This is a genomic window from Enterobacter sp. 301B (assembly GCF_003850715.1).
In the GTDB taxonomy this organism is placed as follows: domain Bacteria; phylum Pseudomonadota; class Gammaproteobacteria; order Enterobacterales; family Enterobacteriaceae; genus Enterobacter; species Enterobacter intestinihominis.
The window spans coordinates 4,887-27,057 of record NZ_PQTC01000018.1 but is presented as its reverse complement, the minus strand read 5'-3'; the positions used below and the strand labels follow the sequence as shown (position 1 = coordinate 27,057).

At 56.9% G+C, this 22,171-nt stretch carries 17 protein-coding genes, 2 tRNA genes and 3 other RNA genes; 9 read left to right on the top strand and 13 right to left on the bottom strand.

The genetic code is table 11. From position 1 onward, the window contains the following. Nucleotides 1-5 precede the first annotated feature (5 nt). From rutC to rutA, 3 genes are read right to left on the bottom strand one after another with little or no spacing between them, the layout of a single operon-like run. Nucleotides 6-392, bottom strand: a complete 387-nt coding sequence (gene rutC, locus C3451_RS18205; protein WP_015570870.1) for a pyrimidine utilization protein C — start codon at nucleotides 390-392, stop codon at nucleotides 6-8. Nucleotides 393-403: 11 nt separating this feature from the next. Next, nucleotides 404-1,093 carry a pyrimidine utilization protein B gene (gene rutB, locus C3451_RS18200; protein WP_045622229.1) on the bottom strand — a complete coding sequence of 230 codons (690 nt, stop codon included), beginning with the start codon at nucleotides 1,091-1,093 and terminating at the stop codon, nucleotides 404-406. Next, the gene (gene rutA / locus C3451_RS18195; RefSeq protein WP_023305836.1) at nucleotides 1,093-2,184 is read right to left on the bottom strand and encodes a pyrimidine utilization protein A; all 1,092 of its coding nucleotides are present in this window, start codon (nucleotides 2,182-2,184) and stop codon (nucleotides 1,093-1,095) included. The genes rutB and rutA overlap by 1 nt, the downstream gene beginning before the upstream one ends. A gap of 245 nt (nucleotides 2,185-2,429) precedes the next feature. Here rutA and rutR point away from each other — a divergent pair, with 245 nt between their 5' ends. Further along, nucleotides 2,430-3,068 (top strand): HTH-type transcriptional regulator RutR, encoded by a 639-nt coding sequence (rutR, locus tag C3451_RS18190; protein ID WP_045622231.1) that lies wholly within the window; start codon nucleotides 2,430-2,432, stop codon nucleotides 3,066-3,068. A 493-nt stretch (nucleotides 3,069-3,561) separates the two neighbouring features. Here rutR and C3451_RS18185 read toward each other — a convergent pair whose 3' ends face one another. Next, nucleotides 3,562-3,954 (bottom strand): lysozyme inhibitor LprI family protein, encoded by a 393-nt coding sequence (locus C3451_RS18185; protein ID WP_038415806.1) that lies wholly within the window; start codon nucleotides 3,952-3,954, stop codon nucleotides 3,562-3,564. A gap of 101 nt (nucleotides 3,955-4,055) precedes the next feature. Next, complete coding sequence (putA, locus tag C3451_RS18180) at nucleotides 4,056-8,018, bottom strand: trifunctional transcriptional regulator/proline dehydrogenase/L-glutamate gamma-semialdehyde dehydrogenase (RefSeq protein ID WP_045622589.1); 3,963 nt, start codon at nucleotides 8,016-8,018, stop codon at nucleotides 4,056-4,058. A gap of 422 nt (nucleotides 8,019-8,440) precedes the next feature. On the opposite strand from putA, the gene putP reads away from it, so the two are divergent. Both putP and C3451_RS18170 read left to right on the top strand, forming a co-directional pair. Further along, nucleotides 8,441-9,949 carry a sodium/proline symporter PutP gene (gene putP, locus C3451_RS18175; protein WP_022647686.1) on the top strand — a complete coding sequence of 503 codons (1,509 nt, stop codon included), beginning with the start codon at nucleotides 8,441-8,443 and terminating at the stop codon, nucleotides 9,947-9,949. Nucleotides 9,950-10,021: 72 nt separating this feature from the next. Then, nucleotides 10,022-10,441, top strand: coding sequence for a DUF3574 domain-containing protein (locus C3451_RS18170; protein WP_045622591.1), 420 nt, complete (start codon nucleotides 10,022-10,024; stop codon nucleotides 10,439-10,441). A 70-nt stretch (nucleotides 10,442-10,511) separates the two neighbouring features. On the opposite strand, the gene C3451_RS18165 is transcribed toward C3451_RS18170, so the two are convergent. Next, the gene (locus C3451_RS18165; RefSeq protein ID WP_045622592.1) at nucleotides 10,512-11,696 is read right to left on the bottom strand and encodes a nucleoside transporter C-terminal domain-containing protein; all 1,185 of its coding nucleotides are present in this window, start codon (nucleotides 11,694-11,696) and stop codon (nucleotides 10,512-10,514) included. Nucleotides 11,697-11,947: 251 nt separating this feature from the next. Here C3451_RS18165 and efeU point away from each other — a divergent pair, with 251 nt between their 5' ends. The 5 genes from efeU to C3451_RS18135 all read left to right on the top strand — a co-directional run bounded on the left by efeU (nucleotide 11,948) and on the right by C3451_RS18135 (nucleotide 18,453). Beyond that, nucleotides 11,948-12,781 carry an iron uptake transporter permease EfeU gene (efeU, locus tag C3451_RS18155; RefSeq protein ID WP_038415809.1) on the top strand — a complete coding sequence of 278 codons (834 nt, stop codon included), beginning with the start codon at nucleotides 11,948-11,950 and terminating at the stop codon, nucleotides 12,779-12,781. A 41-nt stretch (nucleotides 12,782-12,822) separates the two neighbouring features. Then, nucleotides 12,823-13,950, top strand: a complete 1,128-nt coding sequence (gene efeO, locus C3451_RS18150) for an iron uptake system protein EfeO (RefSeq protein WP_045622593.1) — start codon at nucleotides 12,823-12,825, stop codon at nucleotides 13,948-13,950. Nucleotides 13,951-13,953: 3 nt separating this feature from the next. Next, complete coding sequence (efeB, locus tag C3451_RS18145; RefSeq protein ID WP_045622595.1) at nucleotides 13,954-15,237, top strand: iron uptake transporter deferrochelatase/peroxidase subunit; 1,284 nt, start codon at nucleotides 13,954-13,956, stop codon at nucleotides 15,235-15,237. Between the two features lie 499 nt (nucleotides 15,238-15,736). Beyond that, nucleotides 15,737-16,528, top strand: coding sequence for a phosphate starvation-inducible protein PhoH (gene phoH / locus C3451_RS18140; RefSeq protein ID WP_017384762.1), 792 nt, complete (start codon nucleotides 15,737-15,739; stop codon nucleotides 16,526-16,528). A gap of 419 nt (nucleotides 16,529-16,947) precedes the next feature. Further along, complete coding sequence (locus tag C3451_RS18135) at nucleotides 16,948-18,453, top strand: alanine/glycine:cation symporter family protein (RefSeq protein WP_124304368.1); 1,506 nt, start codon at nucleotides 16,948-16,950, stop codon at nucleotides 18,451-18,453. Nucleotides 18,454-18,666: 213 nt separating this feature from the next. On the opposite strand, the gene C3451_RS18130 is transcribed toward C3451_RS18135, so the two are convergent. The 4 genes from C3451_RS18130 to C3451_RS18115 all read right to left on the bottom strand — a co-directional run bounded on the left by C3451_RS18130 (nucleotide 18,667) and on the right by C3451_RS18115 (nucleotide 20,634). Further along, a non-coding RNA gene (locus C3451_RS18130) (RtT sRNA) lies at nucleotides 18,667-18,803 on the bottom strand. Nucleotides 18,804-18,850: 47 nt separating this feature from the next. Next, a tRNA-Ser gene (locus tag C3451_RS18125) sits at nucleotides 18,851-18,938 on the bottom strand. A gap of 137 nt (nucleotides 18,939-19,075) precedes the next feature. Then, entirely contained in the window at nucleotides 19,076-19,753 is a 678-nt protein-coding gene (locus C3451_RS18120; protein WP_003858068.1) for an isochorismatase family protein, read from the bottom strand. A gap of 20 nt (nucleotides 19,754-19,773) precedes the next feature. After that, nucleotides 19,774-20,634, bottom strand: coding sequence for a pirin family protein (locus C3451_RS18115; RefSeq protein ID WP_045622597.1), 861 nt, complete (start codon nucleotides 20,632-20,634; stop codon nucleotides 19,774-19,776). Between the two features lie 109 nt (nucleotides 20,635-20,743). Here C3451_RS18115 and C3451_RS18110 point away from each other — a divergent pair, with 109 nt between their 5' ends. Beyond that, complete coding sequence (locus tag C3451_RS18110) at nucleotides 20,744-21,649, top strand: LysR family transcriptional regulator (protein WP_023299771.1); 906 nt, start codon at nucleotides 20,744-20,746, stop codon at nucleotides 21,647-21,649. Nucleotides 21,650-21,711: 62 nt separating this feature from the next. Here the strand turns inward: C3451_RS18110 and C3451_RS18105 are convergent. The 3 genes from C3451_RS18105 to C3451_RS18095 all read right to left on the bottom strand — a co-directional run bounded on the left by C3451_RS18105 (nucleotide 21,712) and on the right by C3451_RS18095 (nucleotide 22,164). Next, nucleotides 21,712-21,848: non-coding RNA, RtT sRNA (locus C3451_RS18105), on the bottom strand. A gap of 44 nt (nucleotides 21,849-21,892) precedes the next feature. Next, nucleotides 21,893-22,029: non-coding RNA, RtT sRNA (locus C3451_RS18100), on the bottom strand. A 47-nt stretch (nucleotides 22,030-22,076) separates the two neighbouring features. Beyond that, a tRNA-Ser gene (locus C3451_RS18095) sits at nucleotides 22,077-22,164 on the bottom strand. Nucleotides 22,165-22,171 lie beyond the last annotated feature (7 nt).

Below are 22,171 nucleotides of genomic sequence, written 5' to 3'. Positions count from 1 at the left end.
CGGCCTCACTTCGCGATGTGCGCAACGGTGGCAATTTCAACCAGCGCTTCAGGCTTTACCAGCCCGCACTGGATGCAAAATCGCGCCGGTTTATCGCCGGGGAAAAACTCCGCGTAGATCTCGTTAATCGCGGCGTAGTTTTTCCAGTCGGTGATAAAGATGCTGTTGAAGGTCACGTCCTCCATCGTGCCACCCGCCGTTTCGATCACGGTTTTGATCGTCTCCAGCACGTGGCGGGTTTGCGCCTTTGGGTCATCGATAAACACCACGTTGTTGTCTTTATCAAACGGCAGCGTGCCTGAGACATACACCACGCCGTCGGCGAGGGTACCGGGGACAAACGGGGCTATCGGGGTGCTGGTGCCCGGCGGAATAATCACGGATTTCGGCATAGCGGTTCTCCTCAGGCGATGCGGGCGAGCGGGGGATCCAGCGCGTCGCAGAAATCATTGACGTTACTGACCCAGCCAAAAAAGGTTTCGATATTGAACAGGGCGGCTTTCTGGGCAAAATCCGGCCCGGCCTGATGGGTAGCGTCTTCCAGCACCATGCCAAAATACTCGAGGAAGAAGCCGTCGCGCAGGGTGGACTCCACGCAGACGTTGGTGGCAATGCCCGTAAAGACCAGATGACGAATGCCCCGGCTGCGCAGCAGGCTGTCGAGCGGGGTATTGAAAAAGCCGCTGTAGCGCGGTTTCGGCAGTACGATATCGCCAGCTTCCGGTACCAGCTCATCCACCAGCTGATAATCCCAGCCGCCTTTCGCCAGCAGCGTACCCTGGAGTTCAGGCCGTTGGCGCATGGTTTTCAGGGCGTTGGATTTGTGAAAGTTGGGTGAGCCGGGACCGCCAGCTTCGACGTACTGGTCGTCCCAGCCGTTCTGGAACCAGACGATCAGCATGCCCGCAGCACGCGCGGCGCTCACGGCGGTTTTGATATTCTCAATCACCGGCTGCGTGGCCGAGACGTCGAACCCGGCCAGATCCAGATACCCGCCTTTACTGGCATAGGCGTTTTGCATATCCACCACGATCAGCGCGCTCTGCTGCGCGTCAAAGGTGATGGCCTCCGGGCGAGCGTTGAGGGTCGTCATTACGCCACCTCCTTCGTCACGGCAGGGATGTGGGCGCGGCACTGCATCAGCGGCTGAATACGCTCGCCGAAGGTTTCCACGCCGGTGAGAAAATCATCGAAGGTCAGCAGCACGCCTTCGGCGCCGGGCACGGCAGCCACTTCGTCGAGCATTCTGGCGACGCTGGCATACGAGCCAACCAGGGTGCCCATGTTGATATTAACGGCAGACGTCGGGTCGGCCATCTGGCGAACGTTGGTGTCCGCGCCGGAGCGGGTATCCTTCTGGCTCTGCTCGGTCAGCCAGCTCAGGGCTTCCTCGTCGGCGCCGTCCTTGTATCGTTCCCATTTGGCGCGCGCGGCGTCGTCGGTTTCGTCGGCAATCACCATAAACAGCACGTAGGAGCCCACGTCGCGCCCGATTTTGTCGGCGGCCGCTTTCATGCGTGCCGCGGTGGGCGCGAAGGCGGCAGGGGTGTTAACGCCTTTGCCGAAGCAGAAGTTGAAGTCGGCGTATTTGGCGGAGAATTCCATCCCCGCGTCGCTCTGCCCGGCGCAAATCACCTTCATCGGCACCGACGGCTGGGGGCTGACGCGGCAGTCGTTCATGGTGAAGAAGTCGCCTTTGAAATCGCTTTTGCCGGTGCCCCACAGATCGCGCAGCACCTGCACGTATTCAGTCAGGTAGTCGTAGCGACGGGAGAAGTAATCGTCACCCGGCCAGATCCCCATCTGCTCGTACTCCGGCTTTTGCCAGCCGGTGACCAGGTTGACGCCAAAGCGCCCGCCGGAGATGGAGTCGATGGTGGAGGCCATCCGCGCCACGATTGCCGGGGGAAGGGTAAGGGTGGCGGCGGTGGCGTAAATCTGGATGCGCGAGGTTACCGCCGCCAGGCCCGCCATCAGGGTAAAGGACTCCAGGTTGTGGTCCCAGAATTCGGTCTTACCGCCGAAACCGCGCAGCTTGATCATCGAGAGCGCAAAGTCGAAGTGGTAATGCTCCGCTTTCTGCACGATGGCTTTATTCAGCTCAAAGGTCGGCATGTATTGCGGGGCCGTGGTCGAGATAAGCCAGCCGTTGTTGCCGATCGGTACAAATACGCCAATTTTCATCACGAACCTCTCTTCATTACGTCGCAGGTGTCACGACGTTTTTGCAAAGGGAGTGCCAGTTTTGAAAAATACTTTGTTATTAGGGTGTTAACTGGTGGTTGTTAAATTTAACAGAGAAAATGTGGACTAAGTGGTCAAAATCATTGCACAGAAAACAGGCACTCATGCGCGCTGAGGGTGCAGAAGGTCGTGGCGAGACGGGGGTTTTGCTATGCTGAGCGCAGGACAGAAAATGGAGAGCGAAAATGACACAAGGCGCAGTGAAAACACCCGGTAAACGTTCGCAGGCGGTGAGCGCCAAGAAACAGGCGATCCTCAGCGCCGCGCTGGAGACATTTTCGCAGTTTGGTATTCACGGCACGCGCCTTGAGCAGGTGGCGGAGCAGGCCGGGGTTTCCAAGACCAATCTGCTCTACTACTACCCGTCGAAAGAGGCGCTCTATATCGCGGTGATGCAGCAGATCCTGGATATCTGGCTTGCGCCGCTTAAGGCGTTTCGCGAAGAGCTGGCTCCGCTGGTGGCCATCGGGGAGTATATTCGCCTGAAGCTGGAGGTGTCGCGCGATTACCCGCAGGCCTCGCGGCTGTTCTGTCTGGAGATGCTGCAGGGCGCGCCGCTGTTGCAGGCGGAGCTCACCGGAGATTTAAAACAGCTGGTGGACGATAAATCGGCGATTATTGCCGGATGGGTCGCCAGCGGAAAACTGGCGCCCGTCGATCCGCATCATCTGATCTTCATGATTTGGGCCTCAACCCAGCACTACGCTGACTTCGCGGTCCAGGTCGAGGCGGTAACCGGTAAAACGCTCCAGGACGAGGCGTTTTTCCAGAGCACCCTGGAAAACGTGCAGCGGATGATTATCGAAGGGATCCGTGTGCGCTAATTTCCCTCACCCTAACCCTCTCCCTGTGGGCTGAGGGATCCCCAGTAATTTTTTTTTTATGCAGAAGCAATAAAGTTGCTTTCTAAATGACTGAGGGCTGTCAGCGATGCCCTGGTCCGGCTGTAAATCGCTGAGGCGTTTCCTGCAAGCCGGGGCGAGGCGCAGGGATGCGCCGAGAGGGCGGCTTTACAGGGACGTTGCCTCCGCCCGTACCCGATAAGCCGGAAGGAATAAGCCGAGGGCACCGCGAAGCGGCGATTTACCGCCGGGAGCCCGGGTCGCCAGGGTGGTGGCGACTGAGCCACCCTGGCACGTTCACCGGTCATGTCGTTACAGAGTAGCAAGGAACATACAGTGAACGGAATGACCACCACCGCCGTATGTTCCCCTCACCCTAACCCTCTCCCCGGAGGGGCGAGGGGATTGCTCAGTGCTCGCATTAATTTGTGGGGAACCCTCAGCCCTGTGGGAGAGGGAATAGTTCAGTGCCGCGTCAGCCCGGCGGGAGGGGACAGCTTAAGTCGCCCTCTTCACACTGCATCAGCGTGGCCAGAAACGCTTCGCGCTCCACGGTTTTTTCCGCCAGACACTGGTTCACAATCATTGGCTGAACGCTCCCGCCTTCCGTACCCGAACCGATAAACGCACAGTCCGCGTCGCGCAGGCTGATCCACGCCTGCTGCGCCTTTTTCAGCAGATCGCGCTGAGGTGCAGCCGCACGTTTGATGGCGGCCTGATAGGTCTCGTTGAGCTTTTTATCGGCGGCCTGGTACTGCTGCGCGCTACAGGTGTTCAGTTCAAGCTGGGTGGTCGCGTTGTTGCACTCGTCGGCAAGCGCGCTGGCGCTCATGAGCAGGGCTGCACCTGCGAGAAATACTCTTTTCATCATTCCCTCCGTGTAAAAAAGCCGGATGCGCTGCGCTTATCCGGCCTACGGTGATTTTGTAGCCCCGGTAAGCGTAGCGTCACCGGGGAAAGTTTACACGATTAACCGATTGTCATCAGGCTGGCGTTACCGCCTGCCGCCGCGGTGTTGACGCTGAGCGAGCGCTCCACGTACAGACGCTCCAGCAGCAGGTTGGTTTCCCCGCGCGCAAAGCCCTGCACGGAAACGATGGCACCGCTGCGGGCCGCAACCTGCTCACACAGTTCGCGCAGCTGGTCGGAATCACCATGGTAGATCACCGCATCAAACGGCTGCGTCAGCAGCGCATCGACCTTCGCAAAGCGAATGCGGGCCGAGACCGCTTTCGGCAGCTGTTTGGCGAGATCGCGATGCAGCGCATCTTCCGGCCACAGCAACTCACAGCCCGTTGCTGTAGCGGCTGCCAGCTGCACCAGCGCATCCTGCTCGTCATCCGCCATGCACAGCACACGCTCGCGCGGCATCAGCGTCCAGGTGTTGCGCTCACCGGTTGGACCCGGCAGCAGGCGCTGGGTACCGGCCTGCGCCAGCTCGCCGTACTGCTGCGCAATTGCACGCAGTTCAGGGCGGTTTTCTGCCCACTTAATCAGCGCGTCCAGCGGCTGGGTCAGCACGGTTTTCACCTGCGTATCCACCGGATAGTGTGCGTCCTGACGCGCCAGGGTCACGCCCAGGGCGTTCTCCGGACGGTTAGCCAGCAGACGGTACAGGTAGAGCGGGCCACCCGCTTTCGGACCGGTGCCGGAGAGGCCTTCACCGCCGAACGGCTGCACGCCCACGACTGCGCCGACCATATTACGGTTGACGTACAGGTTGCCGACTTTAGCATTGCCGGTCACCTGGGCAATGGTTTCGTCGATACGGGTATGCACGCCGAGCGTCAGGCCGTAACCCGAGGCGTTGATCTGATCGATCAGCTCGTTGAGGTTGTTACGGTTGTAGCGCACAACGTGCAGTACCGGGCCGAAGACCTCTTTTTTCAGCTCGTCGAAGCTTGCCAGCTCAATCAGCGTTGGCGGCACGAAGGTGCCGGTCTGCCACTCGCGGGCATCTTCGCTGTTCTCGCGCACCGCCTGGAACACCGGACGGCCTTTGGCACGCATGGTCTGAATGTGGTTTTCGATGTTGGCTTTGGCTTCCGCGTCGATCACCGGCCCGATATCGGTGGTGAGACGGCCCGGGTTGCCCATGCGGCATTCCGCCATCGCACCGCGCAGCATCTTCAGCGTGTGGTCAGCCACGTCATCCTGTAAGCACAGCACGCGCAGGGCGGAACAGCGTTGACCCGCGCTGTCGAAGGCAGAGGCCAGCACGTCAACGACGACCTGCTCAGTGAGCGCGGAGGAGTCCACGATCATGGCGTTCATGCCGCCGGTTTCAGCGATCAGCGGCGTTGGACGGCCCTGCGCATCCAGACGGGTGGCGATGTTGCGTTGCAGCAGGGAGGCTACTTCGGTCGAACCGGTAAACATCACGCCGCGCACGCGGTTATCGGAGGTCAGTTTGGCACCCACCGTTTCACCGCGCCCCGGCAACAGCTGCACCACGCCCGCCGGTACGCCCGCTTCCAGCAGAATGTTGATGCCCTGAGCGGCAATCAGCGGAGTCTGCTCTGCCGGTTTTGCCAGCACGCTGTTGCCTGCGGCAAGGGCCGCGGCAATCTGGCCGGTGAAGATTGCCAGCGGGAAGTTCCACGGGCTGATACAGACCACCGGGCCGAGCGGACGGTGCGTTTCGTTGTCGAAATCATCACGCACCTGACCGGCGTAGTAGTGCAGGAAGTCGACCGCCTCACGCACTTCGGCGATGGCGTTGCTGAAGGTTTTACCCGCTTCACGCACCAGAATGCCGATAAGCTGCTGCATCTGATCTTCCATCAGCACCGCCGCGCGTTCCAGAATGGCGGCACGCTCCTGCGGCGGGGTGGCAAACCAGATTGGCGCGTTGTTCACCGCGCTCTCCAAAGCCTGATCCACTTCCGCTTCTGTGGCTTCGCGCACGTAGCCGACGATATCCTTCGGCTCTGCCGGGTTGATCACCGGCTGCATTTCACCGTCTTCAACAGACTGCTCAAGGATCGGTTTGGCCTGCCACTTCTGCAATGCGCTGTTAAGCAGGGCAGAAGAGAGCGACGCCAGACGGTGTTCGTTGGCGAGATCCAGACCCGCCGAGTTGACGCGGCCTGCACCATACAGCTCGCGCGGCAGGGCAATCTTCGGATGCGGCAGACCAATCTGGCCTTCCTGCGCCGCCATCTTCTCTACGGCCTGTACCGGATCGGCCACCAGTTCGTCCAGCGGCAGGGTGGTATCGGCGATGCGGTTAACGAAGGAGGTGTTCGCCCCGTTCTCCAGCAGACGACGCACCAGGTAGGCCAGCAGGGTTTCGTGGGTACCTACCGGGGCATAAATACGGCACGGACGGTTCAGCTTGCCGTCGGCCACTTTACCGGTCACCTGCTCGTACAGCGGTTCACCCATGCCATGCAGACACTGGAACTCGTACTGGCCCGGATAGTAGTTCTGACCCGCCAGGCTGTAGATCGCCGCCAGGGTGTGGGCGTTGTGGGTGGCGAACTGCGGATAAATCAGGTTCGGCACGCCGAGCAGTTTTTTCGCGCAGGCGAGGTAAGAGACGTCGGTGTAGACCTTGCGGGTATAGACCGGATAGCCTTCCAGTCCTTCCATCTGGGCGCGTTTGATTTCGCTGTCCCAGTAGGCACCCTTCACCAGACGGATCATCAGGCGGCGACGGCTGCGGCTGGCCAGGTCAATCAGGTAGTCAATGACGAACGGGCAGCGTTTCTGGTAGGCCTGGATAACGAAACCAATCCCGTTCCAGCCCGCCAGCTCCGGCTCGAAGCACAGTTTTTCCAGCAGATCGAGGGAGATCTCCAGACGATCCGCCTCTTCGGCGTCGATGTTGATGCCGATGTCATACTGGCGCGCCAGCAGGGTCAGGGACTTCAGGCGCGGGTAGAGTTCTTCCATCACCCGGTCGTACTGCGCGCGGCTGTAGCGCGGGTGCAGGGCGGAAAGCTTGATAGAGATGCCTGGCCCTTCATAAATACCGCGACCGTTGGACGCTTTACCGATGGCGTGGATCGCCTGCTGGTAAGAGACCATGTAGGCCTGCGCGTCGGCGGCGGTCAGCGCCGCTTCGCCCAGCATGTCGTAGGAGTAGCGGAAGCCTTTGTCTTCCAGCTTGCGGGCGTTCGCCAGCGCTTCGGCAATGGTTTCCCCGGTGACGAACTGCTCGCCCATCAGGCGCATCGCCATGTCCACGCCCTTGCGGATCAGCGGCTCGCCGCTCTTGCCGATAATACGGTTCAGGGAGCGCGACAGGTTGGCTTCGTTATGGGTGGAGACCAGCTTGCCGGTAAACAGCAGGCCCCAGGTGGCGGCGTTCACAAACAGGGACGGGCTGCGGCCAATGTGGGAGTGCCAGTTGCCGTTGCTGATTTTGTCGCGGATAAGGGCATCGCGGGTGGCTTTATCCGGAATACGCAGCAGCGCTTCCGCCAGACACATCAGCGCCACGCCTTCCTGCGAGGAGAGGGAGAACTCCTGCAACAGACCCTGCACCATGCCGGCGCGTCCGCTGGCGGTTTTCTGATTACGCAGCTTGTCGGCGAGCTGATACGCCAGGCTGTGCGCCTGAGCGGCAACGGCTTCCGGCAGGCGCGCCTGCTCCAGCAGCATCGGCACGGCGTCGGTTTCGGCACGGCGATAGGCGCCGGTAATGGCGGCGCGGCTGACGGACTGCGGCAGGATCTGCTCGGCAAATTCCAGGAACGGCTGGTGGTTCTCATCAGCGGCCGTCGCGGCCTCTTCGCCTTCGTTCGCAGCGCCCGCCAGCAGTGCAGGCAGCTCCGGCAGACCTTCTTCACTCTCCAGTCTTTCCAGATAGTTAAAAATCGCCTGCTTGATTAACCAGTGCGGCGTGCGGTCGATACGGGTCGCAGCGGTTTTAATCCGTTCGCGGGTAGCGTCATCCAGCTTAACCCCCATGGTGGTCATCCCCATGCCAAAACTCCTGTTGTTCTGTAATAGCGTTCTGTTGATAGCGTGAAATATCCACCATGTTGCAACTTTGTGCAACCGTGTTAAATGTGACCTGGTCTGCAAGCTGGAAAATGAATGGATTGTTAACGATTAGTTAGCTGTGAAAAAGAACGCGCGGCGGTTTCTGAGCCCAGTTTTTATGCGGTGCTTAACATTTTTTAAAGGTGCAACCCGTAAAAGCGTGAGCGAGTGCAACCTATAGGAAAGACGTATAAAACCAGGGATGAAATTCATGTAAATGCAGTGTTAAATCGTTTGTCAGTGGGATGCGTATACGGCAGGATAGCGCGCCCAACGGAAACACATACACACATCACTACGTTCCGGTGATGACATAACAAGGCAGCCCGGACGGCTGTCGCTCGACATTTTGGAGAATTTGAATGGCTATTAGCACACCGATGCTGGTGACATTTCTCGTTTATATTTTTGGCATGATCCTGATAGGGTTTTTGGCATGGCGTTCCACTAAAAACTTTGACGACTACATCCTCGGCGGGCGCAGCTTGGGCCCGATGGTCACCGCACTCTCAGCGGGCGCATCCGACATGAGCGGCTGGCTGCTGATGGGGCTGCCGGGCGCGATTTTCATCTCCGGTATCTCCGAAAGCTGGATCGCCATCGGCCTGACCGTTGGCGCATGGATCAACTGGAAGCTGGTAGCAGGCCGTCTGCGTGTGCATACCGAAGCCAACAACAACGCCCTGACGCTGCCGGATTACTTCACCGGACGCTTTGAAGATAACAGCCGCATATTGCGTATTATCTCTGCGGTGGTGATCCTGCTGTTCTTCACCATCTACTGTGCCTCCGGCATTGTGGCGGGTGCGCGTCTGTTCGAAAGCACCTTCGGCATGAGCTATGAAACGGCGCTGTGGGCCGGTGCGGCCGCGACCATCCTCTATACCTTCGTGGGTGGATTCCTGGCGGTAAGCTGGACCGATACCGTGCAGGCGAGTCTGATGATTTTCGCCCTGATCCTGACCCCGATAATTGTGATTTTTACCGTCGGCGGCTTTGGCGAATCGCTGGAAGTGATCAAGCAGAAGAGCATCGAAAACGTCGATATGCTGAAAGGGCTGAACTTCGTGGCCATCGTCTCCCTGATGGGCTGGGGCCTGGGCTACTTCGGTCAGCCGCACATTCTGGCGCGCTTTATGGCGGCGGATTCTCACCACACCATCGTTCACGCGCGTCGCATCAGCATGACGTGGATGATCCTGTGTCTGGCGGGGGCGTGCGCGGTCGGTTTCTTCGGTATCGCCTACTTCAACAACAACCCGGCGCAGGCGGGCGCGGTGAACCAGAACGCCGAGCGCGTGTTCATCGAGCTGGCGCAGATCCTGTTCAACCCGTGGATTGCCGGTATCCTGCTCTCCGCGATCCTGGCGGCAGTCATGTCCACCCTGAGCTGTCAGCTGCTGGTGTGCTCCAGTGCCATCACCGAAGACCTCTACAAAGCGTTCCTGCGTAAGGGCGCGAGCCAGAAAGAGCTGGTGTGGGTAGGGCGTTTTATGGTGCTGCTGGTGGCGCTGGTGGCGATTGCGCTGGCAGCTAACCCGGAAAACCGCGTGCTGGGGCTGGTGAGCTACGCGTGGGCGGGCTTTGGCGCCGCATTTGGTCCGGTGGTGCTGTTCTCCGTTCTGTGGTCACGCATGACCCGCAACGGCGCGCTGGCGGGGATGATCATCGGTGCGGTTACCGTTATCGTCTGGAAACAGTTCGCGTGGCTGGGCCTGTACGAAATCATCCCGGGCTTCATCTTCGGCAGCCTCGGTATTGTGGTGTTTAGCCTGCTGGGTAAAGCGCCGTCTGCATCTATGCAGAAGCGCTTTGCGGAAGCGGATGCGCATTACCACTCAGCGCCGCCGTCTAAGCTCCAGGCTGAGTAATTTCCCCCTCACCCTAACCCTCTCCCCGGTGGGGAGAGGGGATAGTCCTTTCACCTATGTGAGTCTTCATCAATGAGAATTAAAACAGGGCTAATGGTGGCAGCATTCGTGATGCTGGCGGGCTGTAACGCACCCGCGCAGCATGCGGCGGTGGAAACCTGCAAAGCAGAAAATCAGATGCAGCAAACCACGCTCTATTTCGGCTTAAACCGTCCTGCCGGGGCGCAAATTACAGGCAACGAATGGCAGCAGTTTGTCGACCAGGACGTGACGCCGCGTTTTCGCGATGGCTTAACGGTGGTTGATGCCCGCGGGCAGTGGCTGGGGAACGACGGAAAAGTGGCGCGTGAACCCAGCAAAGCGTTAATGCTCATCCATGGTAAAGACGCGCAGAGCGAGAAGAACATCGAAGCGTTGCGCGGGATCTATAAGTCTCGTTTCGCGCAGGAATCGGTGATGCGGGTCGACCAGCCGGTGTGCGTGCAGTTTTAATGAGAACGGCGGGAATTCCCGCCGTTGTTGTTTTGTAGGCCGGGTAAGCGAAGCGCCACCCGGCATTGCATCAGAGCACCAACCCCGCAAAGCTCGCCGACAGCAGGCTCACCAGCGTTGCCCCGTACACCAGGCGTAAACCAAACCGCGACACCACGTTACCCTGTTGCTCGTTCAGGCCTTTTATTGCCCCCGCTACAATGCCAATCGAGGCGAAGTTAGCGAACGACACCAGGAACACGGACAAAATACCCAGACCGCGCGGGGACATTTGATGGGCTATTTTTTGCAGCTCAATCATCGCCACAAATTCATTCGCCACCAGTTTTGTTGCCATAATACTCCCCGCGTTTAAGGCATCGCTCAGCGGAATACCAATAAGCCACGCCAGCGGATAAAACACGTAACCCAGAATCTGCTGGAAGCTCAGGCCAAATACGCTGGAGAAGAGGGCATTAACGGCGCTAATAAGGGCGATAAAGCCAATCAGCATCGCCAGAATAATCATCGCCACCTTAAAACCGGCCAGAATATATTCGCCCAGCATTTCAAAGAAGCTCTGGGATTCATGCAGCTTTTCCAGTTTGATATCGGGTTCGGCTTCCGGGCGGGCCGGGTTAATGACCGAAAGGATAATAAAGGTGCTGAACATGTTCAGGATCAGTGCCGCGACGACAAATCTGGCGTCGAGCATGGTCATATAGGCACCGACAATCGACAGCGAAACCGTCGACATCGCCGTTGCAGCCATCGTAAACAGGCGGCGTGAGGAGAGATCGCCCAACACGCCCTTGTAGGCAATGAAGTTTTCAGACTGACCGAGTATCAGTGAGCTCACCGCGTTAAAGGATTCCAGCTTGCCCATGCCGTTCAGTTTTGACAGCAGCGTCCCGATAACCCGAATAAAGATCGGCAGAATACGCCAGTGCTGCAGAATACCAATCAGCGCCGAGATAAAAATAATGGGGCAGAGCACGCCAAGGAAAATGAACGCCAGCCCTTTTTCACCCATCCCGCCAAAGACAAAATTCGTCCCTTCGGCAGCGAATTTAAGCAGTGATTCAAAGAAACCGGAGACATGTTTAATAATGAACAGGCCGCTTTCTGCATGCAGAAAAAAGAATGCCAGCGCGATTTCAATCACGATCAGCTGTAAAACGAAACGAATGCGAATTTTTCGGCGGTCGAAACTCACCAGCCAGGCAAGCGCAAGAATAATCACCAGCGCCAGCAGGAAATGGACAATTTTAAACATGGTTTATTTTCAGTTGGTTTTCGAGGCGGACATTTAGCCACAGCCCCGGTTAACCGTAAATGGGCATTTTCGTTATACCTTATAAACGCAACGGTTACTCAGGCAATTATTATTCCGCAATGCGTTTACATCTGGTCATCAAAACTCCACATATTTCGCTTGTTTTTCTTGTGGCCGTAATGATAATCACTATCACAAGAATTTACCTTTCTTTGCATCAGTTGACCGCGATAAACATTTAAGGTGTCTGCATGTTTGTTCCTTTTCTCATTATGTTACGTGAAGGCCTTGAAGCCGCCCTGATTGTTAGCCTTATCGCCAGTTATCTGAAGCGCACCCAGCGTGGACGCTGGATCGGCGTGATGTGGGTTGGCGTCTTCCTGGCCGCGGCGCTCTGCCTGGGGCTGGGTATTCTTATCAACGAAACTACCGGTGAATTTCCTCAGAAAGAGCAAGAGCTTTTTGAAGGCATTGTTGCCGTAATAGCGGTGGTGATCCTCACCTGGATGGTGTTCTGGATGCGCAAGGTCTCCCGTAACGTGAAGGTACAGCTGGAGCAGGCGGTGGATAACGCCCTGCAAAAAGGCAACCACCACGGCTGGGCGCTGATCATGATGGTTTTTTTCGCCGTGGCGCGTGAAGGCCTGGAGTCAGTGTTCTTCCTGCTCGCGGCTTTTCAGCAGGACGTGGGCATCTGGCCGCCGCTGGGCGCGATGCTTGGGCTGGCCACGGCGGTTGTGCTTGGCTTCCTGCTCTACTGGGGCGGCATTCGTCTTAACCTGGGCGCGTTCTTCAAGTGGACCAGCCTGTTTATTTTGCTGGTGGCCGCGGGGCTGGCGGCAGGGGCAATCCGCGCCTTCCATGAAGCGGGCCTGTGGAACCACTTCCAGGACGTGGCGTTTGATCTTAGTAACGTTCTCTCCACCCACTCACTGACCGGCACGCTCCTTGAAGGTATCTTCGGCTATCAGGAAACGCCGAGCGTCAGCGAGGTGGCGATGTACTTTATCTATCTTATTCCGGCGCTGGTGCTGTTCTTCATGCCATCGCGCCCCAGCGCTCAGCCGTCGCGTACTGCGCCGTGAAGCGCTTTGTTTAGTTACAACATACTTTAAAGGGAAGAGACATGGCTATTCAATTCCGTCGTAGCGCGTTACAGGTTGGTGTGGCAGCGCTGTTCGCGTCTGCCTTCGCCGCTCAGGCAGCAGATATTCCGCAGGTAAAAGTCACCGTCAACGATAAACAGTGCGAGCCGATGACCATCACGGTTAACAGCGGTAAAACCCAGTTTATTATTCAGAACCACAGCCAGAAGGCGCTGGAGTGGGAGATCCTGAAAGGCGTGATGGTGGTAGAAGAGCGTGAAAATATCGCGCCTGGCTTCAGCCAGAAAATGACCGCTAATCTTCAGCCGGGGGAATATGACATGACCTGCGGCCTGCTGACTAACCCGAAAGGTAAGCTGATCGTCAAAGGCACAGCGACGGCGGACGCGGCCAAAGGCACCGCGCTGCTGAGCCTCGGCGACGCCATTACCGCCTATAAAGCCTACGTCACCAAAGAGACGGCTGACCTGGTGGCAGGCACCAAAGCCTTTACCGACGCGGTGAAAGCGGGCGATATCGAAAAAGCGAAATCCCTGTATGCGCCTACACGTCAGCACTACGAGCGCATCGAGCCGATTGCCGAGCTGTTCTCTGACCTCGATGGCAGCATTGACGCCCGCGAAGATGACTACGAGCAGAAGGCCGCCGATCCGAAATTCACCGGCTTCCACCGCCTGGAAAAAGCCCTGTTTGGCGATAGCTCCACCAAAGGGATGGAGAAATACGCCGATCAGCTCAACAGCGACGTGCTGGAGCTGCAAAAACGCATCAGCGAGCTGGCCTTCCCGCCGTCGAAAGTGGTGGGTGGTGCTGCGGGTCTGATTGAAGAAGTGGCCGCGAGCAAAATCAGCGGCGAAGAAGATCGCTACAGCCACACCGACCTGTGGGACTTCCAGGCAAACGTCGACGGCGCACAAAAAATTGTCGATCTGCTGCGGCCCCAGCTGCAAAAAGAGAACGGCGAACTGCTGGCGAAAGTGGATGCCAACTTTAAGAAAGTTGACGCCATCCTGGCGAAATACCGTACCAAAGACGGGTTCGAAACCTACGACAAGCTGACCGATGCTGACCGTAACGCGCTGAAAGGCCCGATTACGACGCTGGCGGAAGATCTCTCCCTGCTGCGTGGCGTTCTGGGTCTGGACTAAGCGATGAACAAGCATGATGAGTACGACGTGGCGGAACCTTCCCGACGTCGGTTGTTAAAAGGGGTAGGGGCGCTGGGCGGCGCGTTTGCCCTGGCGGGCGGCTGTCCGGTGGCGCATGCGGCAAAACCACAAAGCGCCCCCGGCACGCTCTCCCCGGATGCGCGTATGGAAACGCAGCCATTTTATGGTGAGCACCAGGCAGGAATCCTGACGCCGCAGCAGGCCTCGATGATGCTGGTGGCTTTCGATTCGCTGGCGAGTGATAAGGCTGACCTTGAGCGTCTGTTCAGGCTGTTGACCACGCGCATTGCCTTCCTTACGGCGGGCGGTCCGGCACCGGAAACACCGAATCCGCGCCTGCCGCCGATGGATTCCGGGATCCTCGGGGCGTTTATCGTTCCCGATAATCTGACCATCACCGTGTCGGTGGGGGAATCGCTGTTTGATGATCGCTACGGTCTGGCGAAGCAGAAGCCGAAAGCGCTGCAAAAAATGACGCGATTCCCGAATGACTCTCTCGACGCGGCGTTGTGCCACGGCGATCTGCTGTTGCAGATCTGCGCCAATACCCAGGATACGGTGATCCACGCCCTGCGCGATATCATCAAGCACACCCCGGATCTGCTCAGCGTGCGCTGGAAGCGGGAAGGTTTTATCTCTGACCACGCCGCGCGCAGTAAAGGGAAAGAGACGCCGGTCAACCTGCTGGGCTTCAAAGACGGTACCGCCAACCCGGACAGCAGCAATACCGTGTTGATGAAAAACGTGGTCTGGGTGACGGCGGATCAGGGCGAACCGGCCTGGGCGGTGGGTGGCAGCTATCAGGCGGTGCGTATCATTCAGTTCCACGTGGAGTTCTGGGACCGCACGCCGCTGAAAGAGCAGCAGACGATCTTCGGCCGCGATAAGCAAACCGGCGCACCGCTCGGCATGAAGGACGAGCACGATGAACCCGACTACGCCCGCGATCCGAACGGAGATGTCATCGCGCTGGACAGCCATATTCGTCTCGCCAATCCTCGCACCAAAGAGACCCAGTCCAGCCTGATGATGCGCAGGGGCTACAGCTACTCGTTGGGGGTGACCAATTCCGGTCAGCTTGATATGGGACTGCTGTTTGTCTGCTATCAGCACGATCTGGAGAAAGGGTTCCTCACCGTGCAGAAGCGGCTCAACGGCGAAGCGCTGGAGGAGTACATCAAGCCCATCGGCGGCGGCTATTTCTTTGCCCTGCCCGGCGCGCGTGACGCGAAGACCTGGCTCGCTCAGGGTCTGATAGAAGCCTGATAATCGTCCCTGCGACAGTTCGCGGGGACATTATTTTTCCATATGACTATCTTGTTGTTATATTTCTGTAATATTCATATATGAGACTGATTCCGCTGCAGGAGCAGTCTTAAAGGTTGCATCTAGGTAAAATAAATGTTGCATTTATGATAATTCCTGATGTACTTAAGATAAGACAGCGGTAGTTCCCGGCAGTGATACTGACTCACTATGGAGATCGCGAATGGTTGCGTCCTGTACTGGACAAGGTAAACACATCAACCGCAGCACCCGGCGCGGAGGCTCAGACTCCGGCAGCGATTTCCTCACCACAAAATTCTCCCCTCCACCTCTAAATACGATTCCTACCGACGTGCATAACGGTGCGCGTAGCCGTTCTGTATCGTCATCCGGTAATGCAAGCAATGGCTTACAAGGAAGCCAACCCTCTGATGTTCGTGCGCATAATCGTGCCGATGCTGGCGCGTGTGATGAATACCAACAACTCAAGGTGCTATCCATGGGAAGACAGAAAGCAGTGATCAAAGCTCGTCGCGAAGCAAAACGTGTGCTGAGACGGGATTCACGTAGCCATAAACAGCGTGAAGAAGAATCGGTCACCTCGCTTGTGCAGATGAGCGGCGTAGAATCCATTGGCATGGCGCGGGACAGCCGCGATGCATCGCCAATAGTGGCGCGGAATGAAGCTCAGGCGCACTACCTGAATGCTATCGAGAGTAAACAGCTCATCTTTGCAACCGGGGAAGCCGGATGCGGGAAAACCTGGATCAGTGCCGCCAAAGCGGCGGAGGCGCTGATTCATAAGGACGTGGAAAGGATCATCGTTACCCGTCCGGTACTGCAAGCGGATGAAGATCTGGGCTTCCTGCCCGGCGATATTTCTGAGAAGTTTGCCCCGTACTTCAGGCCCGTCTATGACGTGCTGGTGAAGCGGTTGGGCGCTTCCTTTATGCAGTACTGCCTGCGACCAGAGATTGGCAAGGTGGAAATCGCGCCGTTCGCCTATATGCGCGGACGTACATTTGAAAATGCGGTCGTTATTCTTGACGAGGCTCAGAACGTGACCGCTGCGCAAATGAAGATGTTTTTAACGCGCCTCGGGGAGAACGTGACGGTTATCGTCAACGGCGATATTACCCAGTGTGACCTGCCGTCGGGCGTGAAGTCCGGCCTGAGCGATGCCATGTCACGTTTTGAAGAAGATGAGATGATAGGGGTGGTCCGCTTCACAAAAGAGGACTGCGTCCGCTCAGCGCTGTGTCAACGAACGCTGGAAGTATACTCCGACTAAGATCATTTCACATTTTAAGTCATTTCTTCCCGGCGTCATGCCGGGAAGCTTCTTTTATTCCCTCTGTTCGCATGGCTTTTTTTAAATCATATTTATTTCCTATAGCATTCAACGGGATTTACGCACCGTTTTGCGGTAATAATAATATTACTGTTAATTTGCTGTGAACGCTTTTTATACAGTTAGAAAAAATGTGATATGTATTTACAATACCCACAAAATACCTGTGAATATAATGATCGCGCTAATTGTTAGGTGAAAATTAAACGTGAATGTTGTCACAGAACATGACTAAGCAGTAAAAATTAAGTTGGTGTCTTTTGGGTAATTATCTATGTTTCGTACTTGTTCAAATTAAATTCTAAGAAGAAACACACCAGGGGATCGTTTCCTCTGGAACATCACGCTGAGGGTCATACATGAACGAACTGGTTAGTGCAATTAACGGTGTTATCTGGAGCCCTGCGTTAATATTTTTATGTCTGGGTGTCGGTCTCTATTTCTCACTGCGTAGTCGTTTTCTTCAATTACGTCATATAAAACATATGATTACCCTGATGTTTCAGGGCGGGGCTACCGATGCCGGCGTATCATCGTTTCAGGCGTTGACGATGACGCTGGCGGGCCGCGTAGGGACAGGGAATATCGCCGGTGTGGCGACCGCCATTACCTTTGGTGGCCCCGGTGCGCTTTTCTGGATGTGGGTAGTGGCATTTTTAGGCGCCAGCTCTGCTTTTGTTGAATCCACGTTAGGTCAGGTTTATAAAGAAAAAATTAACGGCGAATATCGTGGGGGACCTGCCTTTTATATTGAAAAAGGGTTGGGGGTGAAGTGGTACGCATGGTTATTTGCTATTGTGACCATTTTCTCCTGCGGTTTATTACTTCCGGGCGTACAGGCAAACTCAATTGCCGCCAGCCTGGATATTGCCTTCGGTCTTAACCCAAACGTTACGGCGGCAATACTGGCTGTACTGTTAAGCTTCATTATTTTCGGTGGTGTAAAAAGGATCGCCAGCTTTAGCAGTATGGTCGTTCCGTTTATGGCGCTCGGCTATATTATTGTTGCCTGCGTTATTATCGCGATCAATATTGAAAAACTGCCTGCTGTTATCCTGCTGATCTGGAAAAGTGCTTTTGGCCTTGAAGCGGGATTTGGCGCTATTCTGGGCCAGGCTATCATGTGGGGCGTTAAACGCGGCGTATATTCCAACGAGGCGGCGCAGGGCACCGGGCCACATGCATCCTCGGCAGCAGCCGTAAGTCATCCGGTGAAACAAGGGCTGGTTCAGGCGTTCTCCGTATATATCGACACGCTGTTTGTCTGCTCCGCGACCGGGTTTATGCTGTTGATCACCGGGCTTTATAATGTTCAGGGCGTCGACGGCGCAGCCCTTTATACCGGTATTGCAGGCGTGGCGGCCGGTCCTGGCTATGTGCAGACAGCGATGGAAAGTATGATGCCGGGCTTTGGTAATTACTTTGTCGCCATCGCGCTATTCTTCTTTGCCTTCACCACCATCATTGCCTATTACTATATCGCTGAAACCAATATCGCCTACATCAACCGTAAAATTCACCGTCCGTGGCTGACATTCCTGCTTAAATTATGTCTGATGACTTCCACGGTATATGGCACAATCCGCACCGCGGATCTGGCATGGGGATTAGGGGATATCGGGGTAGGGCTGATGGCCTGGCTCAACATTATTGCCATTGTCCTCTTGCATAAAAAAGCCTTTGCCAGCCTGAAGGATTATGAAACCCAGAATGCGCAGGGAATTGATCCACAGTTTGATCCGGTTCGGCTTGGGATTAAAAATGCGGATTACTGGCTGGGGGAGCGCAGAGATGAAGAGGGGGGATTGCCGGGGCAGGTTTCTTCTCCTGAAGGAAAGCAGCCGGCGGGGAAGTTGAATAACTGAGGAATAGTTTAAAACGGGCCCGTGCTTATGCGCGGGCTTTTTTTATGGGTGAGGCGGTATCACCCGCACCGGCGGGGATTGACTCGCTTCGCTCTCAGTCTGTCCAACTGGCTGCGCCAGTTGTCGAACCCCGGTCGGGGGTTCTCATCCCCCCGCAGACGTGCAACATGCGAAAAAAAAGCCCGCATTTTCATGCGGGCTCTTCTTAAAATATGGCGGTGAGGGGGGGATTGACTCGCTTCGCTCGCCCTGCGGGCAGCCTGTTCGCTTCGCTCACAGTCTGTCCAACTGGCTGCGCCAGTTGTCGAACCCCGGTCGGGGGTTCTCATCCCCCCCCGCAGTCGTGCAACATGCGAAAAAAAAAGCCCGCATTTTCATGCGAGCTCTTCTTCAAATATGGCGGTGAGGGGGGGATTCGAACCCCCGATACGTTGCCGTATACACACTTTCCAGGCGTGCTCCTTCAGCCACTCGGACACCTCACCATATTGTTTTGCTGCCTGACCGCTTGGGGGGCAACGGGGCGCTACTATAGGGAGTTGCGCGAAAGCGGTCAAGCAGATTTTCTGCATTCGTGCCTGTTCGGTTAAGCCTTAATCAGCTTATGGCGCACCGCGCAGGATCAACGCTGCGAATCGAGCACTTCGCTGTTTTTCACGACGTCCTGCGCTTTGCTGTAACTTTCGATCAGCAGCTGGTAGGCAGGGAAGATGTGTGTGTACACCTCTGCCCATTCTCCCGCATCTTCACGGTTCCACGTGCGCTGGATCTCTGAGGCCACTGCCGCTGTGTCCATCGGTACCACGCCTGCCTGCACCACGCGCGCCAGGGTGATCTCTTGCGCCATTTTGCTGTAGGTGCCGGAGGCATCAATCACCGCAAACACTTTATATCCGTCCGCCACCGCGCTGATGGACGGGAAGGCCATGCAAACGCTGGTAATCGTCCCCGCGATAATCAGCGTTTTGCGTCCGGTGGCTTTCACCGCCGCCACGAACTCCGGATTATCCCAGGCGTTGATCTCACCCTTGCGTGCCACATACTGTGCGTGCGGCGCATTGGCGTGGATCTCCGGGATAAGCGGGCCGTTCGGTCCCTGTGGAACCGACGCCGTGGTGATCACCGGGATCTTCGCCAGCGAGGCGATCTTTGCCAGCGCTGCTGCACGAGCGCGCAGCTCAGGCATTGGCATGTCTCCAACAGTCTGGAACAATCCGCTCTGGTGATCGATAAGCAGCATAACGGCATCATTGACGTCAATAACGGGACGTGCACCGTTGAAGTTTGCAGGGGTAGACATAATGCGCTCCTTTATTACGTTTAGATTTGGCCAAAGCGGCCGGAGTTGAAATCGCGAATAGCTTCGGCGATTTCGGTTTTACTGTTCATCACAAACGGGCCATAGCCCACGATGGGTTCATTCAGTGGCTCCCCGGCCATCAGCAACACTTTGGCATCGCTGCTGGCTTCGAGATGCAGCTTGTCGCCGCTCTGACTCAGCACGACCAGCTGCGCCTCACCCGCAGGCGTGGTGCCGTTCACCGTCACGCTGCCCTCAACAACAACCAGCGCCGTGCTCCAGCCTTCGGGCTGATTGAGCGTCAGGTGGCTGCCCTGGTGCAGCGCGAGATCCCATACGTTAAGCGGTGAGAAGGTATGCGCCGGGCCGGTTACCTCTCCAAAGCGGCCAGCAATCACGCGCATTGTTCCGCTGTTATCCGGCAGGGTGACCACCGGGATATCCGCCTGAGTGATGCTCTGGTAGCCAGGCGTCGCTATTTTGTCTTTAGCGGGCAGGTTGACCCACAGCTGCATCATTTTCAGTTCACCGCCTTTCTGCGAGAACGCGCTGGAGTGGAACTCCTCGTGCAAAATGCCTGCGCCTGCCGTCATCCACTGCACATCGCCTGGACCAATAACGCCGCCTCTGCCGGTGGAATCACGGTGCTCAACTTCGCCTGAGTAGACGATGGTCACCGTTTCAAAACCGCGATGAGGATGCTCGCCCACGCCGCGTTTTGCGCCATCCGCCGGGAAGGTATGTGGTCCGGCGTAGTCAAGCAGCAGGAACGGGCTCAGCGGTTCGCCGTGCGTCTGGTAAGAAAACATCGAACGAACCGGAAAACCATCACCGACCCAGTGCGGACGAGGTGCGGTATACACGCCTGTTACGTTTTTCATGATTAACTCCTGATGTCCTGTTGATGTAATTAGCTTATATTCAAGGTTAATATCCCGGTAGATAGCAAAAATGACATTCACTGTTCCTTAAATAGAACAATGGGGGCTTATGCAGGATCTCAATGATTTCGTATGGTTTGTGAAGGTGGTGGAGCATGGCGGCTTTGCGGCGGCGGGGCGGGCGCTCGATCAGCCAAAGTCGAAACTGAGCCGTCGGATTGCGCAGCTGGAAGAACGCCTGGGTGTTCGGTTGATACAACGTACCACGCGGCAGTTTGCGGTGACTGAAGTGGGGCAGACGTTCTATCAGCACTGTAAAGCCATGCTGGTGGAGGCTGAAGCTGCGGAGGAGGCGGTGGCTGCTTTGCAGGCTGAGCCGCGCGGTATGGTCAGGATCACTTGCCCCGTAACCCTACTGCACGTTCACGTGGGGCCCATGCTGGCGAGGTTTATGGCGCGCTATCCGGGAATTAACCTCCAGCTTGAAGCCACCAACCGCCGGGTCGATCTGGTGGGGGAGGGGGTGGATGTGGCGATCCGCGTTCGTCCGCGCCCGTTTGATGACAGCGATTTGGTATTAAGGGTGCTGGCGGACAGGGGACATTGTCTGGTTGCCGGGCCGACACTGATTGAACGGATGGGCAACCCGGCGATGCCCTCTGAACTCAGCGAATGGCCGGGTTTAAGTATGGGCGCTGGTAAACACCTGCATAAATGGGAGCTGAGCGGGCCGGAGGGGGCGAAAGCAGACATTCACTTCACGCCGCGCCTGGTGACTACCGATATGCTGGCGCTGCGGGAGGCAGCGATGGCGGGCGTGGGCGTGGTACAGTTGCCCATTTTGATGGTGAAGGATCAGCTGGCTTCAGGTGAGCTTGTTCGGGTGCTGAATGCCTGGGAACCCAGAAGGGAAGTGATCCATGCGGTGTATCCTTCCCGGCGCGGCCTGCTGCCATCGGTCAGGACGCTGGTGGATTTTCTCACCGAAGAATATGCCCGGATGGTGGAGGAGTAACGTTTCCAGGGGACAACTGAATGCGAGCACCTAACTATCCCCTCTCCCCTCCGGGGAGAGGGTTAGGGTGAGGGGGGGATTGACTCGCTTCGCTCGCCCTGCGGGCAGCCTGTTCGCTACGCTCACAGTCTGTCCAACTGGCTGCGCCAGTTGTCGAACCCCGGTCGGGGGTTCTCATCCCCCCGCAGTCGTGCAACATGCTAAAAAAAAGCCCGCATTTTCATGCGGGCTCTTCTTAAAATATGGCGGTGAGGGGGGGATTGACTCGCTTCGCTCGCCCTGCGGGCAGCCTGTTCGCTTCGCTCACAGTCTGTCCAACTGGCTGCGCCAGTTGTCGAACCCCGGTCGGGGGTTCTCATCCCCCCCCGCAGTCGTGCAACATGCGAAAAAAAAAGCCCGCATTTTCATGCGAGCTCTTCTTCAAATATGGCGGTGAGGGGGGGATTCGAACCCCCGATACGTTGCCGTATACACACTTTCCAGGCGTGCTCCTTCAGCCACTCGGACACCTCACCATATTGT